We start from the raw sequence: 15149 nt of genomic DNA, 5'->3' as shown, positions 1-15149 counted from the left end.
GTTCCACATGTCCAAGCGGACCGTTGCGGTCGTCGGTGGGGGATGCGCCGGCGTGCTGGCCACCCGGGAGTTGCTGCGCGGCGGCGACGACCGGGTGGTGCTGATCGAGCCGGACGAGCCGGGCGGCGGCCTGGCCTACGGCTCGGCCCGGCCGTGGCATCTGCTCAACTCCCGGGCCGGCGCCATGTCGGCCGACCCCGACGACCTCGGGCACTTCACCCGCTGGTCGGGCGCGTCGCCGGACGACTTCCGCCCGCGTGCGGAGTACGGCCAGTACCTGCGGTCGGTCTTCTCCTCCCTCACCTCCGACGATCGTCTTTCCGTTCGTCAGGCCCGGGCTCAGCGCCTCGTCGCCGGCGGTCTCGCCCTCGACGACGGCACCACCGTGCGCGCCGACGAGATCGTGGTGGCCACCGGCAACCCGGCTCCGGCCCAGCCGGCGGCCCGCCCCGACCACCCCGACTACATCGCCGACCCGTGGGCGCCCGGGGTCCTCGACGCCATCCCGTCCGACGTGCCGGTCATGCTGGTCGGCGCCGGCCTGACGGCCATCGACGTGGCGCTGACCCTCACCGCCGACCGCGACCGCGACGCCCCCATCACGGCGGTCAGCCGCCGCGGCCAACTGCCGCTGACCCACACGGCGGTCGCGGCCCCACCGGTCGGCCTGGCCCTGGACGACTGCACAACGCTGCGCGACGTGGTCCGCGCGGTCCGGGCCGAGGCGGCCCGGGCGGGCGACTGGCGCGCGGTGGTCGACGGCCTCCGCCCGTACCTCGACCAGCTCTGGACCGCACTGACCCCCGACGAGCAGGAGGCGTTCCTGCGCCACCTGGCCCGCCCGTGGGAGTGTCACCGCCACCGCATGGCCCCGTCCGTGGGCGCCCGCGTGGCCGAGCTGCGCGCCGAGGGCCGCCTCGAGGTCCGCGCCGGCGGCGTCCGCTCGATGACGTCCCCACCGGCCGGCGGCCTGCTGGTCGAACTGGAGGCGGGCGTGCAGTGGTTCGGCGCCGTCATCAACTGCGCCGGCCCCGGCCGCCTCCCGGCCGCCGCGGGCGGCTTCGTGGGCAGCCTGCTCGACGCCGGCCAGGCCCGGGTGGGCCCGCACGGCCTGGGCCTGGACATCGACGACGCCGGCCACTTGATCGGCGCCGACGGCCGGACCCGCGACAACCTGTGGCTGATCGGCCCGATGCGCCGGGGCGCCCGCTGGGAGACCACGGCCGTGCCGGAGATCCGCGCCCAGGCCCGCGTCCTGGCTCGCAGCATGTCCCCGGTCCCCGCCTGACCTCTACATGTCCGGGTCGCTCAGCCGGTCGGCATAGCACTGGATCGGACCTTCGCGGTCGCGGGTTGTAGGTTGTAGACAGGGGCAATGCGGATCGCGGCTTGTCAGACTCTGGAGATCCTGGGCAATCTCGAGGCGGCGCTGGCCTGTGTCGAGCAGTTCGCCGCTGACGCCGACGGCGCTGACCTGCTGCTCTTTCCCGAGGGCTTTCTGCAGGGCTATCTGGTCACCGAGGAGCATGTGCGAAAGCATGCCCTCGCGTTCGACTCGCCGGAGTTCGAGACGGTCCTCCGGCGGCTCGCGAAACTGCGCCCGGTCCTCGTTCTCGGTGTGCTCGAACGGGATGGCGAGCGCTTCCACAACACCGCCGCCGTTGTGCACCGCGGGCGCCTGCTGGGGGCGTACCGGAAGACCCAGCTGGTCCCGGGCGAAGCCGTCTTCACGCCCGGTGAGGACTATCCGGTCTTCGACCTCGCGGGGGTCCGGTTCGGCATCAACATCTGCTACGACACCCGCTTTCCCTTCGCCGCGGCCGCGGTGGCCTCGCAGGGGGCGCACGTCCTGCTCGTGGCGTCGCAGAACATGATGCCCCGGGGCCGGGCCGAGCACTGGAAGGACCTGCACAACGCCATCCGCGCCGACCGGGCCCGGGAGACCGGCATGTGGGTCGTCTCGGCCGATGTCACCGGCGAACGCGAGCCCGGCCGGGTCGGCTGGGGGCCGACCAGCGTCCTCGGCCCCGACGGTGAGCTGGTGGCTCAGGTTCCGCTGATGAGCACGGGCTTCGTGACGGCCGAGATACTCGGGACATGACTACGGGGATGCGGGACCGGCTGGACGAGGCGCTGAGCGGACGGCGTGCCCTCGGCCGCCTCAGGGTTGCGGCTCACCCCGCGCGACCTGGCCCGGATCGGCGAGCTGGTGCTGGCCGGCGGTCGGGGGATCGTCCCCGCCGGCTGGATCGCTTCCATGCTCCGGCCGCGTTTCACCACCGAGTGGGGGCCGCGGTACGGATATCAGTGGTACGTCGGCGACGGGTTCGTGGGCGGTATGGGCAACGGCGGCCAGCGCCTTCTCGCCCTTCCCGACCGTGGTCTGGCCGTCGGCATCGTCACCGGCAACTACGACCGGCCCGATCAGGCGCGGGTTCCCACCGTTCTCCTGGAGCAGGTGATCACAGGTCGAGGGTGACGGCGACCGGGTAGTGGTCCGACGCGTACTCCGTCTCGTCGCCCCTGATGACTGTCATGTCCTTGGCGAAACCCGCGAGGGACGGGCTCGCCAGGACGTAGTCGAGGCGCATGCGGGAGAACTCGCGGCCGCCGCCGTTCGTGGTGGGCACGGTCAGCGGGTTGCCGGAGCCGGCCACGTTCCACAGGTCGGTGAAGCCGGCGTCCAGGAAGGCCCCGACCGCCCGCGTGTCGGCCGTGCCGTCGGCCGCCAGGTGCCGGCGGCGCAGGAAGCCGGGCTGCGGGGCCAGCGTCGCCGTGTGGTCGGTGCCCGGGTCGAGGCCGTTCAGGTCGCCCGCGACGATGGTCGGCCCGGGATGGGCCCGGTAACGGTGGGCGAGCCAGATCGCCTCGCGCATCCGGCGGTACGGGGCGAACGGGTTCAGGTGGGCGCTCACCACGGTCAGAAGCCCGGCCGACGTCGGCACCCGCACGACGGCCGCCGCGTGGTGCAGCTGCCAGGTGACGACCGCCGTCGAGTCGATGGCCAACGGCGGCCGGACCAGCACGGCGACCGGCTGGCCGAACAGGGACGGCGACATGTGCGCCACCATGCCGACCGACTCGGCGAACGCGGCCGGCTTGAATCCGCGCAACTCCTGCAACGCCAGGATGTCGGGCTGAACGCGGTTGATCGCCGCGGCGATGGCAGGCAGGCGCTTGCCGCCACCGGTCTTGATGTTCCAGGTCATGAATCTCATGCGGCCACCGGTTCCGAGCGCGGGCGGGAGACCTCCGATGCTGCCTCGGAGACCGTGACGGCGTGGGCGTTCGGGCGGATCACCCAGTAGAGGACGCCGATCCAGCAGGCCGTCAGCAGGGCCGCCCCGAGCATGTCGGACGGGTGGTGCATGCCCCGGTACATGCGCGACAGCGCCACGATGGCCGGCATCAGCACGGCCAGGCCGACGAAGACCCAGCGCCACCACTGGTGCACGCGGGCCATGCAGATGACCGCGATCGCCACCCAGACGCACATGGTGGCGGCGATGTGCCCGGACGGGAAGGACGAGGTCGGCATCTGCCCGTCGAGCTGCTCGACCGGGGGACGCGGACGGCCGACCGCGGCCGCCGAGCACAGGAACAGCGTGAGCTCGCCGGCCATCGTGAGCACCAGGAAGAGCACCGGCCGCCACTGCCGCCACAGGGCCAGCGCGATCGGGCAGAAGATCAGCGAGATGAACAGGATCGCGTGTGTGTCGCCGGCCTTGCTGGCGGCCCAGCTCAGGTCGTCGAGGCGTTCGGTGCGGAACGTCTGCAGCCAGCGCGGGACGCCGTCGTCGAAGCCGGCCAGCGGGGTCCAGCGGGTGAGCGAGTAGCCGACCACGTAGAGCAGGCCGAACGTGAGGACCCATCCGACCAGGATCTCGGCCCCCTTGGCCCACGGGTGCGGCAGCACGCGGCCTTCGGCCGGTGCCGGGGCCAGGTCGGTCTTCGCCTCGGGTTCGAGGCCTTCGGTCAGCGCGTGGTCGGGATGGCCCGCTTCGCGGCGCCAGACCTTGAAGGCGTACGCCGTGACGCTGATCCAGGCCAGACCGAGGAACCACCCGGCCAGTACGTCGGAGAGGAAGTGCACGCCGAGCGCGATGCGGGTCAGGCCGACGGCCACGATGAGCACCGCGGCCAGCGTGATGACCAGCGCCCGGAAGCGCCGGGTGGCCGACAGGATCACCAGCGCCAGCATCCCGTAGACGATGGTCGCCCCCAGGGTGTGCCCGCTCGGGAAGCTGTTGCCCTGCCCGTACGCGATGGGGTCGGCCACGACCGGCCGCACCCGGCCGACCAGGGCCTTGAGCGACGGGTCGAGCAGGAGCGCGCCGACGCCGGTGACCGCCAGATAGATCGCCAGCCGGGGAAGTCGGCGGATCAGCAGGAGCAGGATCATCATGATCGTCAGGGCGAACAGGGTCGTCCGCCCGCCCAGCTGGGTGATCGTGGTGAGCACCTTGACCACGGCCGGGTGCGGCGCGACCAGGTCGTTGAGACCGGAGGCGATCGACTGGTCGAGCTCGCGCAGCGGCGTCCAGTGGAAGCGCACGAGCAGCAGCAGCGTGCCGAACGCGAGGCCGGCCAGGACCACCGCGGCCAGGCCGGCGACGCTGCGCTCGGCGAAGTGCCGCACGGGTGCCCAGCCGGCGCGCTCGACCACGCGGTGTTCGTCGGTCACGGCGGGTTCCTCCAGGGGGATCGATCGGGGTGGCCCCGATTTACCCGGTGGGCTCTTTTCGTACACCGTGATGCCCGTGGTGCCTCTGATGCGGCACCGCGGTCGCCGCCGATGAGGAGGCAGTCGATCCTCCGTCGGCCGCCGGGTTTGCGGACGCCGGAGAATCGCCTGACTCCTCATCGGTTACAAGGCGACCGCCGCTGAGCGGAGCGAAGCCATGTGATGGCCCGGGATCCCATTTGTCGGGGACGGCTGGTGCGGGTACGCCGACCCGTGTCGCCTCCAGCTGAGCCGCGAAGGCGATGCCGAGGAAGAGCGCGATCCCGGTCAGGTTGGCCCACAGCAACAACGCCATGATCGCAGCGAGCGGCCCGTACGTGGCGCCGAACGACCCACCGAAGCGTACGTAGCCGGCCAGCAGCAGGCTGGCCATCCACCACAGCACCGTCGACACCACCGCGCCGAAGATCAGCCAGGTCAGGCCGGGCTGGTGGCGGCGCGGGCTGTACTTGAACAGCAGCCCGACCGCGACCACGATCAGGGCCAGGCTCAGCGGCCAGCGCACCACGTCCCAGGCCACCCGCAGCGCGCCGCCCCAGTGCCAGTGCTCCTCGGCCGCCTCGCCGAACGGGCGCCCGGCCACCAGCAGCAGGAAGCCGATCAGGGCGGGCACGCCGGCGAACGCCATGAGCAGCGTGGCCCGCAGATATTTGAACAGGGCCGGCCGGTCGCGTTCGACACCGTAGATCCGGTTGGCGCCGCGTTCGATCTGTGCCATCGCCGTGGTCAGCGCGACCAGCCCGGTGATCAGGCCGAGGGTCAGCGCCACCTCGCCGGCGTCGCGCGTGCGCTCGTCGTCCTCGAGCAGTTGGCGTACGAGCGGATCGCTCGCACCCGGCGTCAGCGCGAGCACGGTGTCGCCGACCACCTCGCCGCCCGACTCCACGCCCAGGTCGGCCGCGAGACCGGCCAGGGCGATGAGGAACGGGACGATGGCCAGGCAGAGCTGGAACGCGAAGGCGCGGGCGTGGCTGAAGCCGTCGCCGTAGCGGAAGCGGATGAACGCGTCGCGGATGAGCGGCCATCGCCCGTACTTCTTGAGCGCCAGGAAGGCGTCGTCGGCGGAGAGTTCGTCCCCACTCATGTCCCGCGTCTCGGGGACCGGCGAGGTGCTACTCACGCGCGGCCTCGCGGATGTCCTCGGCTGCCTCGGCCGCGCTGCTGACGTCGTACGCCAGATCGGGGTCCCCGGCCGGAACCGGCACGCAGAGCAGGAGCGCCGAGGGCTTGACGTGGATCTTGAGATGGCGGCCGGGGTCGATGAGATCGCCGTCGAGCTGCCGCGGCTGGGTCGAGCGTGTGTGGATCTCGACGCGCTCGGCCGTGTACGTCTCCATCAGCGGCACCCGCTTGCGGCGGCGCACGACGGCCCACGACAGCCGCGCCCAGTGACCGAGGTTGTTCGGGCTCAGGACGGCCACGTCGAGTTTGCCGTCGGCCGGGTCGGCCTCCTGGAGCAGCCGTACGCCACCCTGGAGCCGGCCGACGTTGCCGACGATCACGGTCCTCGCGTGCCGGGGCATCGGCGGGCCCCCGTCGAGCACGATCCGCGCCCGCATCGGGCGGTCCCGCAGATGGCGCAACGCCCCACCGACGTACGCCAGCCAGCCGATCCTCTTCTTCGCCGTCTCGGACGTGCCCTCGAGCATCTGCGCGTCGAAGCCCATCCCGGCCATCACCGCGAAGCACTGGCCGCCGTCGACCACGCCGACGTCGATGCGGCGCCGCCCGCCCTCGATCGCCACCTGCACGCCGGTCGCCGGATCGGCGCCGAGGCCCAGGTTGGCCGCCAGCAGGTTGCCGGTGCCGGCCGGCAGCACCGCCATCGTCACGTCGGAGCCGGCCAGCGCCGTCACCACGGCCATCACCGTGCCGTCGCCGCCGCAGGCGAAGACCAGCTCGGCCCCCTCCTTCACGGCCCGCTCGGCCTGGCCCTTGCCGGGGTCCTCGGGGGTGGTCTCGTACCAGGAGGGCTCGGGCCAGCCGACGCTCGACAGTCCTTCGCCGATGATCCGGCGCAGGTGATCTATATCGGGCACCTTGGCGGGGTTGTAGACGACTGCGCTGCGGGGTCCGGTCACGCGCACAGTTTGCCCGAGACACTCGAGAATCATTCGTCACCGGGATGGGAAACACTTGAGGGGTGAGTGACTTGACCTATTCGCCCGTCGGCGGCACGCGCACGGGCGAGCGGCCGCCCGGTTTCCGCCATCTGTTCTATCGGACGCCGCTGGGCACGGGCGCCGATCTGCATCGCCGGGCCGGTGAGGCCGTGGTGAGCTTCCGCATGCACCGGGCCACCGGGGCCCGGGTGACGGCCTCCGCTTCGCAGGCGTCGCCCGGCGTACGGCTCAGCATCGGCGCGGGCCCGCTGACCGTCCCCTGCGAGGTGGTCTGGTCCTCCCTCGACGGCGACCGGATCGGCTTCGGCTACGGCACGCTGCCCGGACACCAGGCCTCCGGCGAGGAGGCGTTCCTGGTCGAGCGGGACGAGCGCGACCGCGTCTGGTTCACGGTGACGGCCTACAGCCGCCCGGCCAGGCCTTTGATGCGGCTGGGCGGTCCGGTCGCGGTCTTCTTTCAGCACGTGTACGCCCGTGTGTGCGGCCGCGCGCTGAAACGGCTCTGTACCGTGAACCCGTGAGCACGACCTCGGTCACCTGGTGGGGCCACAGCACCATGTGGCTTTCCGACTCCGGCACGACCATTTTGACCGACCCGGTGCTCAGCGATCGCTTCGCCCACCTCAAGCGGATGGCCGGCCCGACGCCGCAACTGCCCGGAGCCCCCGACGGCGTGCTCCTGTCCCACCTGCACGTCGACCACTTCCACCTGGCCTCCCTGCGCGCGGTCGCCGGGGAGCCGCCGCTCGTCGTGCCGCGCGGCGCCCGTGCCTTCATCGCCAAGACTCTGGGCCCGAAATACGCCGACCGCACGGTCGAGCTGGCGCCGGGCGACGAGACCACGGTGGGCGCCCTGAAGGTGCGCGCCGTCCCGGCCGCCCACGACGGCGGCCGCGGCCCGTGGTCGCGTGACAAGGCGATCGCGATCGGCTTCGTCATCGAGGGCGCGGCCCGCACGTGGCACGCCGGCGACACCGGCCTGTTCGACGAGATGAGCGAGCTCGCCCCGCTCGACCTGGCCCTCATCCCGGTCGGCGGCTGGGGTCCGTCGCTCAGCGCCACCCACCACCTCGACCCGGCGGCCGCGGCCGAGGCCGTGCACCGGGCCAAGGCGAGCTGGGCCGTGCCGGTGCACTACGGCACGTTCTGGCCGATCGGCCTGAGCCGGGTCCGCTCGCACATGTTCCACGACCCCGGCGTCCAGTTCGTCCGGCACGCCGAGCTGATCGCGCCCGACACGCGGGTGCGGGTGCTCGCCCATGGCGAGACCCTGACGATCGGCCGTACGGCGTGATGGCGCTCCTCGGGGCGCTCGGCTGGCTCTTCCTGGTGGTGGCGTTCGGGGCGATCATCCCGGTCGTGCCGACCGGGGCCGCGGTGAGCGGGGCGGCGGCCCTGGCCTTCCACGAGCACCGGCCGCTCACGATCGTGCTGGTGATCGCGGCCGGCGCGGCCGCGGCGTACGTCGGCGACCTGGTCATGTACGCGGTGTGCCGGGTCGGCGGCGAGAAGCTGGCCCGCCGCATGCGCTGGCTGCGCGACGAGGAACACCTGGTCAGCGTGAAGGAGCGCCTGCACCGCAGCCAGGTGCCGGTGCTGCTGGTGTCGCGGCTCATCCCGGGCGGCCGGGTGCCGGTGCTGCTGGCCGCGGCCTTCCTCGGCATGCCGTGGCGGACCTTCGTGGTGGCCAACGCGCCGGCCTGCGCCCTGTGGGCGACGGTCTACGCCGGCATCGGCGTGGCCGGCGGATCGATCTTCCCCGAGCCGTGGCAGGGCGTGATCGCGGCCGTGGTCCTCATCCTGGTCATCAACCAGACCGTGTCGTGGGTGAACAAGAAGCGCGAGGCCCGTGCCGCGGAAACGCCTTCGGAGGCTTAGTACTTCAGATACTGCCGGGTCAGCTTGGCGACCTTCTCGACCACGGTGATGCCGCCGGACATGGTGGCGTTGTCGTGGGACAGGACGGCGATGGAGACATCCGTGCCGCCGCCGGTGACCCGGCCGACCGTGTTGATGATCCAGCGGTAGTTCTCGGTCGAGCGGGCCAGCCAGCCGTTCTTGACGGTGAACTTCTCACCGGTCTTGGCGGCGGCCGGCACACCCCAGTCCTGGGCGGCGTCGACCGTGCTCATCAGCGTGTACGCCAGCTGGCGGGAGCCGGCGTCCAGCGGCCCCTTGGTGTCGACCAGCTCGCCGAGCAGCCGCACCTGGTCGTCGACGGTAGTCCGGGTCAGGCCCCAGGAGCTGCTCACCTTGGTCTGGGTGAGACCGAGCCGCTTGTTGCAGGCGCTCACCGCGGGCGCGCGCCCCAGCTTGCTGAACAGCGAGGTGGTGGCGTCGTTGTCGCTCAGCCTGATCATGCGCTTGGCCAGGGCCAGCTCGGTCGAGGTGAGATCGCGGCCGTCGTCCTGCGCGGTGAGCAGCAGGCAGGCCAGCACCTGCACCTTGACCACGCTGGCCGTCTCGTATTTCTCGGTGCCCCGGTACGAGTACCGCTGCCCGGTCTTGCGGTCGAGCACGGCCACGGAGAACTCGGGCGCCGTCGCCGCGTACTTCTTCAGCGCGGCGTCGAGCGCCTTGACCCGCTTGGCCCGCTCGGCGGCGGCCAGCTCGGCGGCGCTCGGCCCCGGCGGCGCCGTTGTGGTGGGCGCCGGGGCAACCGTCCGTGCCGCGGGTGCCGCGGTGCCCTCGAAGGTGCCGGCCACGGCCTTGGTGTCGCCGCCGTCGTCCATCATTCCCGCGCCGACCAACCCCGCACCCCCCAGGACCCCCACTGCCGCCACGGCCAAGATCCAGTTTCGCGTACGTCGCACGCCTGCCATAGTGCCGTGTCCGACCGCATCATGGGCGACCCGACCCCCGGCACATAAGAAGTTGACAGGCAGTTTCCACCCATGGCGCGCCGACGGTCACGAAACGTGACGTGTTCCGTTGACGCATGATGGGTGAATGCGCTTCCCGTTCTTGTCGCCCGCCGCCGTCGCCGACCTGACCCGCGCCGCCGTCGGCCAGGTGGTGGAGACGGCGGCCGCCGCCGCGACCGTCCCGGTGCGGGTGGCCGGCCTCCTGGGTCAGGCCGAGCTCCTGGTCAGCCGCGTGACGGTGATCGCCGACCAGGCCGAGAACCTCGTCCAGCGCGTCACGTCGATCGTCGACGCGGCCGAGGAGACGGTCGCCGAGGCCCGGACCATCGCCGCCTCGGCCGCGCGGACGATCGACGGCGCCGCTCTGATCGCCACCGCCGCCGGCACCCTGGTCGAGAGCGCGGCCGCCACCGCCGGCGACGCGGACGCCCTGGTGAAGCGGGCCGCCCTGACCGCCGACGCCGCCGGCATGCTGGTCGAGCGGGCCGCCGTCACCGCCGACAGCGCCGCCACCTTGATCGACCAGGCCGGCACCACCGCCGACAAAGCGGGCACCCTGGTCGACCGGGCGGGCACCACCGCCGACAAGGCGGGCGCTCTGGTGGAGCGTGCGGGCACCACGGCCGACCGGGCGGGCGAGCTGGTGGAGCGTGCGGGCACCACGGCCGACCGGGCGGGCGCTCTCGTCGACAAGGCCGGCGGCATCAGTGACTCCGCGGCCGACGTCATCGGCCAGGCCGCCGGCCTCACCCGCGACGCCGCCGGCATCGTCACCGAGGCCTCGAGCATCACCGGCGCCGCCTCCGGCGTCGTCGAGAAGGCCACCGCGATCAGCTCCCGCGCCTCGGCCGTGGTCGACCAGGCCGAGTCGGCCGCCACCGAGGCCACCGAGCTTCTCGACGACTACGCCGGCACCCTGCGCAAGGGCGCCCCGCTGGCCCGCCGCTTCGTCGACGAGCTCTCGCAGGAGGAGGTCACCGCGGCCATCCGCATGATCGACACCCTGCCGGCCCTGCGCGCCCACCTGGTCGACGACGTGATGCCCCTGCTCAACAAGCTCGACCAGGTCGGACCCGACCTCCACAAGCTCCTGGAGGTCACCGAGGACCTTCACCTGGCCATCGCCGGCCTGCCCGGCCTCAAGCTCCTGCGCCGCCGGGGCGAGGAGCGCGTCGACGAGCGCAAGTCCTAGCGAACCCTGATCACGTCCAGCATCAGGTCGAGATGCCCCCGGTGCTGGGCGGTCTCGCGGATCATCTGGTTCCACAGCCAGCGCAGGCTGACCGGCGCCTTCCCGAACGACGGCCGCGCCGCGCGAACATCGAGGTCGTCGAAGCGTGCCACCGCGGCCCGGCTGCGTCCGCAGGCCGCCGTGTAGAGCGCCCGCAGTTCGGTCACCGAGTCGGCGGCCGCCGACTGCCAGGCCCACTCCTCGCCGGCGGGCGCGGAGGCCCACGGCTCCGGATAGGGCGCGCCCAGGAGCGTACGAGTGAACCAAAGGTCTTCCATGTGTGCGAGATGCTTCACGATCCCGCCGATCGTCATGTCGGTCGCCGGTAGCAGCCGGGCCGCCGCGTCGGCCTCGCCCAGCCCGTCGAGCGCGGCCAGCGTCCACTCGCGATGCTGGTCGAGAAACTGGGCCAGCGTGTCCCGTTCACTCGGATGCAGATGCGGAAAGTCGCTCACACCTCAAGCATGGAACAGCCCCGCCGAAAGAGGCGGGGCTGTTCCTCGGGTGGATCAGAAGACCGAGACGCCGTAGACGCTCAGGGCTTCGGTGACCGGCTGGAAGTACGTGGTGCCGCCGGAGGTGCAGTTGCCGCTGCCGCCCGAGGTCAGGCCGAGCGCGGTCGTGCCCGAGTACAGCGGGCCGCCGCTGTCGCCCGGCTGGGCGCAGACGGTGGTGCGGATCAGGCCGGAGACCGAGCCCTCGGCGTAGTTGACCGTGCTGTTCAGCGCGGTCACGCGGCCGGAGCGGATGCCCGTGGTGGAGCCGCGGCGGGTGACGGTCGCGCCGACGGCCGGGGTGCCGGCCGACGTGATGTCCTGCGAGCCGACGCCGCCGGTCTTGGTGATGGTCGTGTTGGTGTAGCGGACGATGCCGTAGTCGTTGCCCGGGAAGCTGGTGCCGGACCGGGTGCCCAGGGTGGCCGAGCCGTTGGTCCAGGTGGAGCCGGCGTTGGTGCAGTGGCCGGCGGTCAGGAAGTAGTTGGTGCCGGCGCTGTTGCGCACGTTGAAGCCGAGCGAGCAGCGGCTGCCGCCGGTGTAGATGGCGTCGCCGCCGGAGATCTTGATGGAGATCTCGCCGGGGGTGGACTCGATGCGGGCGCGGTCGCCGAGCTTGGCCACGGTGGCCTCGACGGCGGCCAGCTTGGCGCCGGTGACCGTGCTGTCGACGGAGACGACAACCTGGTTGCTGACCGGGTCGATGGCGAACGCGGTGCCGGGCGTCTTCAGCGAGGCCTTGAGGGCGTCGTCGGCGGCGGCCAGGCTGGCGCCGCTGCGGGCGACGAAGCGGGGCGTGGCCCCGGCGGCGGTGACCGAACGGGCGGTGGCCGCGTCGGTGACGTTGACGACCACCTTGCCGGCGGAGTCGATGTACGACCCGGCCGTGGCGGTGCCGAACCGCGCGTCGAGCGTGTTGGCGAGCGCCGACGGCGCGAACGAGGGGTCGGCGCCGGGCGCGGCCGCCGCGGATGACGCGGGCGAGAAGGCCATGAGCGTGGAGCCGACGAGCGCAGATGCCGCCAGGCCGACGATCGGTCGGCGCAGCTTCCGGTTGAGCACGGTTCCTCCCGGGGGATGGGGATGACGCCTGATGCGGCGTACCGGGGTCAGTATTGGCAGACCTCGATGCATCCTTCAAGATGCGGTCATTTCTCCCCAACCCCCGGCAGATCCGCTGCGACCTGCGGAAATGAGCTCACATACCGCCGATCGTATTACCGAACCGGGATGGCTTGATTCATGTTCCTCGATTAATTATCCGCGTTGATCTGGGCCAGGCGGACGCGAAGGGCGCCGGTCACCCCGTCGTACGACTCCTGGCCCAGCACCAGCCGCAACGGCGCCGGCTTCCGCTCCGCGCTCTCCAGCACCCGCGCCGCGATCAGCGCCGGATCACCGGGCAGGTCAACGTTCCCGGCCGCGATGCTCCGCACGAAAGCGGCCGGCGTGCCGTCGTACGCGCTCATGGCCTCTCCGATCCGCAGACTGCTCCCCGCGAAGGCCGTCCGTGCGCCACCGGGCTCGACCAGCGTGACCTCGATGCCGAACGGCGCCACCTCACCCGCGAGGGCCTCCACGAAGCCCTCGATGCCCCACTTGCCGGCGTGGTACAACGACGCGCCCGGATGGGCCGTCAGCCCGGCCACCGACGACATCTGGATGATCCGCCCGCCGCCCTGCTCCCGCAGGTGGGGCAGCGCGGCCCGGATGACCTGGATCGAGCCGAGCAGGTTGGTGGCGATCTGGTGCTCGACCTGCGCGTCGCTCACCTCCTCGGCCGCGCCGAACAGCCCGTACCCCGCGTTGCTGACCACGACGTCGACCCTCCCGAGCCCACCTGCGGGCCCAGATCGGCGCCGACACCGCCGACGAGCGGCTGCACGCCCTGGTCGGCGAGCTGTCCGCCGGGAGCGACCGTTTCCGTGAGCTCTGGGCCCGCCACGACGTGCGCACGGCGACCGGCGGCGAGTTCCTGATCCGCCACCCCCGCGTCGGCGACCTGACCCTGCTGATCGACAAGTTCGCCGTGCTCGGCGGCGACGGCCTCGAGGCGCTGCTGCTGCACGCCGAGCCCGGCACCCCCTCGGCGGACGCCCTGGACCGGCTGGCCGCGCTAACGCTTGGTGCAAGCGGGCGCTGACTTGGCGATGCGGCTGCTCGAATAGGCCACGGCGACCGTGAAGCAGTAGTTCAGGTTCTCGTTCAGCCCGTAGACGACGTAGTCGCCACTGCCGGCCGGCAGCTGCTGGAACGGCTTCGGGTCCTGGCCGACCCGCCCGCCGGAGACCAGGATCGGGCCTTCGGCATTTGGCGGGTACGTCCACTGGAGCACCACGCTGTCGCGGTTGTCGCGCAGGCGCACGTTCTGCGGGGCGCCCGGATCGGCCGCCGGCGGTTTCGACGTGGCCGGCGGCTTGCTGCTCGCCTGGGCGGACGGTGCCGCCGCGGTGGTCGTGGTGGCCGGCGGCGGTGGCGGGCCGGTCGCCCCGTCGGCGTCGGGCAGGGTCAGGGCGACCACGGCGACGGCGGCCGCGATGCCCGCGACCAGCACCGCGGCCAGGATGAAGGGCTGGCGGCGGCGCGGGGGAGGCGGCTGCTCGGTGCGCACCGGCAGGCGCCGCTCGGTGTTCGGCGGCAGGGTGAAGGTGCTGGCCGGTGCCGAGCCGACCGGTTGCGGGCGGCCGTCGGCGCCGTAGTCGGGCGCGCGGCGGCCGGGCATCGGCGGCGGCGTGTCGGCCCGGGCGTGCCGGCCGGTCAGGTCGCCCGGCGACTGGTGCACGTCGGACAGGTAGAGCGGCTGCTGATAGACCGTGCCGTTCGGGTCGGTGGCCCGGTTGTCCGGCGGATCTTCGGGCGGGAAGCCCTCGCTCGGGTCGGGCACTGTGGGACGCCGGGGAAACGGCACATTTCGTACGCCTGGAGTGTCCACCGTGGTGACGCCCGGCTCCTGGGCCTTGCACACGTGTTTCGGCGAGGCCGGGGCCGCGGCCAGCGCCGCCACCTGGCGGACCAGCGGATGGTCGGCCGGCAGGTAGCGGGCGCAGAGTTCCTGCGCCTTGGCCAGGTGGTCGCGGGCCTCGGCGTCGCGGCCGCAGTCGCGTTCCATCGCGCCCAGCCGGGCCAGCATCTTGATGCCGGACGGGGCGGCGTCGCCGAACAGCCGGCTGTGCCGGCGCCAGGCGGCGGAGAGCCGGCCCCGGGCGGCGCCGCAGTGCCCGGCGGCGTGCTCGGCCGTGGCCAGGTCGGCCTCGGCCGCCAGCACCCGGGCCGTGTCGGTGCCGTCGATCTCGGTGAGGTCGCCGACCAGCCGCCGGTAGACCTGGGCCGCGTGACCGTAGTGGCCGATGCGCTGGAGGACGGCGGCGTGGGTGGCCGCGGCGGCGACCGTACGCTCGTGGTGCGGCCCGTGCAGGCGCTCCTCGGCCACGTGGGCGAACTCGGCCCAGACGCGGGCGCCGCCGACATCGCCGAGGGCGATCAGGATGCGGGCGTGCAGCGCGGCCGCGAGGGCCAGGTCGGGGCTGGCCTGGCCGGGGTCGGAGCCGGCGGCCGGATCGAGCACATTGGCCAGCACCCGCTGGGCGCCCACGAGATCGCCGGCCGACGTCAGAGTCTGGGCGCGGTGGGTGAGCTCGGCTAGCGGAGGAGGGGCCATATGTCTCATAGTGCTCGCGTGAATACCGTAGGTAC

At 72.5% G+C, this 15149-nt stretch carries 17 protein-coding genes; 8 read left to right on the top strand and 9 right to left on the bottom strand.

The genetic code is table 11. The annotated features are described in order from the left end of the window. Nucleotides 1-7 precede the first annotated feature (7 nt). The 3 genes from ACQP2X_RS39980 (at nt 8) to ACQP2X_RS39970 (ending at nt 2479) form a co-directional block, all read left to right on the top strand. The gene (locus ACQP2X_RS39980; protein ID WP_498690826.1) at nt 8-1288 is read left to right on the top strand and encodes an FAD/NAD(P)-binding protein; all 1281 of its coding nucleotides are present in this window, start codon (nt 8-10) and stop codon (nt 1286-1288) included. An 87-nt stretch (nt 1289-1375) separates the two neighbouring features. Then, nucleotides 1376-2101, top strand: a complete 726-nt coding sequence (locus tag ACQP2X_RS39975) for a carbon-nitrogen hydrolase family protein (RefSeq protein ID WP_498690824.1) — start codon at nt 1376-1378, stop codon at nt 2099-2101. A 45-nt stretch (nt 2102-2146) separates the two neighbouring features. Next, on the top strand, nt 2147-2479 hold the full coding sequence (locus ACQP2X_RS39970; protein WP_498690823.1) for a serine hydrolase: 333 nt from the start codon (nt 2147-2149) through the stop codon (nt 2477-2479). On the opposite strand, the gene ACQP2X_RS39965 is transcribed toward ACQP2X_RS39970, so the two are convergent. Genes ACQP2X_RS39965 through ACQP2X_RS39950 form a run of 4 tightly spaced genes read right to left on the bottom strand, consistent with a single transcriptional unit; the run spans nt 2463 to nt 6858 of the window. Next, on the bottom strand, nt 2463-3218 hold the full coding sequence (locus ACQP2X_RS39965) for an endonuclease/exonuclease/phosphatase family protein (RefSeq protein ID WP_498690821.1): 756 nt from the start codon (nt 3216-3218) through the stop codon (nt 2463-2465). The genes ACQP2X_RS39970 and ACQP2X_RS39965 overlap by 17 nt on opposite strands. Beyond that, nucleotides 3215-4684 carry a phosphatase PAP2 family protein gene (locus ACQP2X_RS39960; protein WP_498690820.1) on the bottom strand — a complete coding sequence of 490 codons (1470 nt, stop codon included), beginning with the start codon at nt 4682-4684 and terminating at the stop codon, nt 3215-3217. Before ACQP2X_RS39960 ends, ACQP2X_RS39965 begins: the two co-directional genes overlap by 4 nt. Before the next feature lie 40 nt (nt 4685-4724). Then, nucleotides 4725-5828 carry a YihY/virulence factor BrkB family protein gene (locus tag ACQP2X_RS39955; RefSeq protein ID WP_498690819.1) on the bottom strand — a complete coding sequence of 368 codons (1104 nt, stop codon included), beginning with the start codon at nt 5826-5828 and terminating at the stop codon, nt 4725-4727. Between the two features lie 28 nt (nt 5829-5856). Further along, the gene (locus ACQP2X_RS39950) at nt 5857-6858 is read right to left on the bottom strand and encodes a diacylglycerol/lipid kinase family protein (RefSeq protein WP_498690818.1); all 1002 of its coding nucleotides are present in this window, start codon (nt 6856-6858) and stop codon (nt 5857-5859) included. 29 nt (nt 6859-6887) lie between these two features. Between ACQP2X_RS39950 and ACQP2X_RS39945 the strand changes: the two genes are divergently transcribed. Genes ACQP2X_RS39945 through ACQP2X_RS39935 form a run of 3 tightly spaced genes read left to right on the top strand, consistent with a single transcriptional unit; the run spans nt 6888 to nt 8745 of the window. Beyond that, nucleotides 6888-7388: a DUF1990 domain-containing protein gene (locus ACQP2X_RS39945; protein ID WP_498690816.1), complete on the top strand. Its 501-nt coding sequence runs from the start codon at nt 6888-6890 to the stop codon at nt 7386-7388. Further along, nucleotides 7385-8161 carry an MBL fold metallo-hydrolase gene (locus ACQP2X_RS39940; protein WP_498690815.1) on the top strand — a complete coding sequence of 259 codons (777 nt, stop codon included), beginning with the start codon at nt 7385-7387 and terminating at the stop codon, nt 8159-8161. The genes ACQP2X_RS39945 and ACQP2X_RS39940 overlap by 4 nt, the downstream gene beginning before the upstream one ends. Continuing rightward, nucleotides 8161-8745, top strand: a complete 585-nt coding sequence (locus ACQP2X_RS39935) for a DedA family protein (protein WP_498690814.1) — start codon at nt 8161-8163, stop codon at nt 8743-8745. Before ACQP2X_RS39940 ends, ACQP2X_RS39935 begins: the two co-directional genes overlap by 1 nt. On the opposite strand, the gene ACQP2X_RS39930 is transcribed toward ACQP2X_RS39935, so the two are convergent. Further along, entirely contained in the window at nt 8742-9689 is a 948-nt protein-coding gene (locus tag ACQP2X_RS39930; RefSeq protein WP_498690812.1) for a serine hydrolase, read from the bottom strand. The genes ACQP2X_RS39935 and ACQP2X_RS39930 overlap by 4 nt on opposite strands. Before the next feature lie 127 nt (nt 9690-9816). On the opposite strand from ACQP2X_RS39930, the gene ACQP2X_RS39925 reads away from it, so the two are divergent. Beyond that, nucleotides 9817-10923, top strand: a complete 1107-nt coding sequence (locus ACQP2X_RS39925; RefSeq protein WP_498690810.1) for a hypothetical protein — start codon at nt 9817-9819, stop codon at nt 10921-10923. Here ACQP2X_RS39925 and ACQP2X_RS39920 read toward each other — a convergent pair. The 3 genes from ACQP2X_RS39920 to ACQP2X_RS39910 form a co-directional block, all read right to left on the bottom strand. Beyond that, nucleotides 10920-11417, bottom strand: coding sequence for a DinB family protein (locus ACQP2X_RS39920; protein WP_498690809.1), 498 nt, complete (start codon nt 11415-11417; stop codon nt 10920-10922). The genes ACQP2X_RS39925 and ACQP2X_RS39920 overlap by 4 nt on opposite strands. 54 nt (nt 11418-11471) lie before the next feature. Beyond that, on the bottom strand, nt 11472-12518 hold the full coding sequence (locus tag ACQP2X_RS39915) for a S1 family peptidase (protein ID WP_498690808.1): 1047 nt from the start codon (nt 12516-12518) through the stop codon (nt 11472-11474). A 191-nt stretch (nt 12519-12709) separates the two neighbouring features. After that, the gene (locus ACQP2X_RS39910) at nt 12710-13273 is read right to left on the bottom strand and encodes an SDR family NAD(P)-dependent oxidoreductase (protein ID WP_498690806.1); all 564 of its coding nucleotides are present in this window, start codon (nt 13271-13273) and stop codon (nt 12710-12712) included. 23 nt (nt 13274-13296) lie between these two features. Here ACQP2X_RS39910 and ACQP2X_RS39905 point away from each other — a divergent pair, with 23 nt between their 5' ends. Further along, nucleotides 13297-13599 (top strand): MmyB family transcriptional regulator, encoded by a 303-nt coding sequence (locus ACQP2X_RS39905; RefSeq protein ID WP_498701162.1) that lies wholly within the window; start codon nt 13297-13299, stop codon nt 13597-13599. Here ACQP2X_RS39905 and ACQP2X_RS39900 read toward each other — a convergent pair. Further along, a complete protein-coding gene (locus ACQP2X_RS39900) occupies nt 13573-15114 on the bottom strand; it encodes a fibronectin type III domain-containing protein (protein ID WP_498690805.1) in 1542 nt (513 codons plus the stop codon). The two genes, ACQP2X_RS39905 and ACQP2X_RS39900, sit on opposite strands and share 27 nt — an antisense overlap. Nucleotides 15115-15149: the final 35 nt, after the last annotated feature.

It is taken from the genome of Actinoplanes sp. CA-131856 (genome assembly GCF_050956135.1).
Lineage (GTDB): Bacteria > Actinomycetota > Actinomycetes > Mycobacteriales > Micromonosporaceae > Actinoplanes.
Note: the sequence above shows the minus strand (reverse complement) of the source record. Positions and strands in the feature narration are given on the sequence as shown.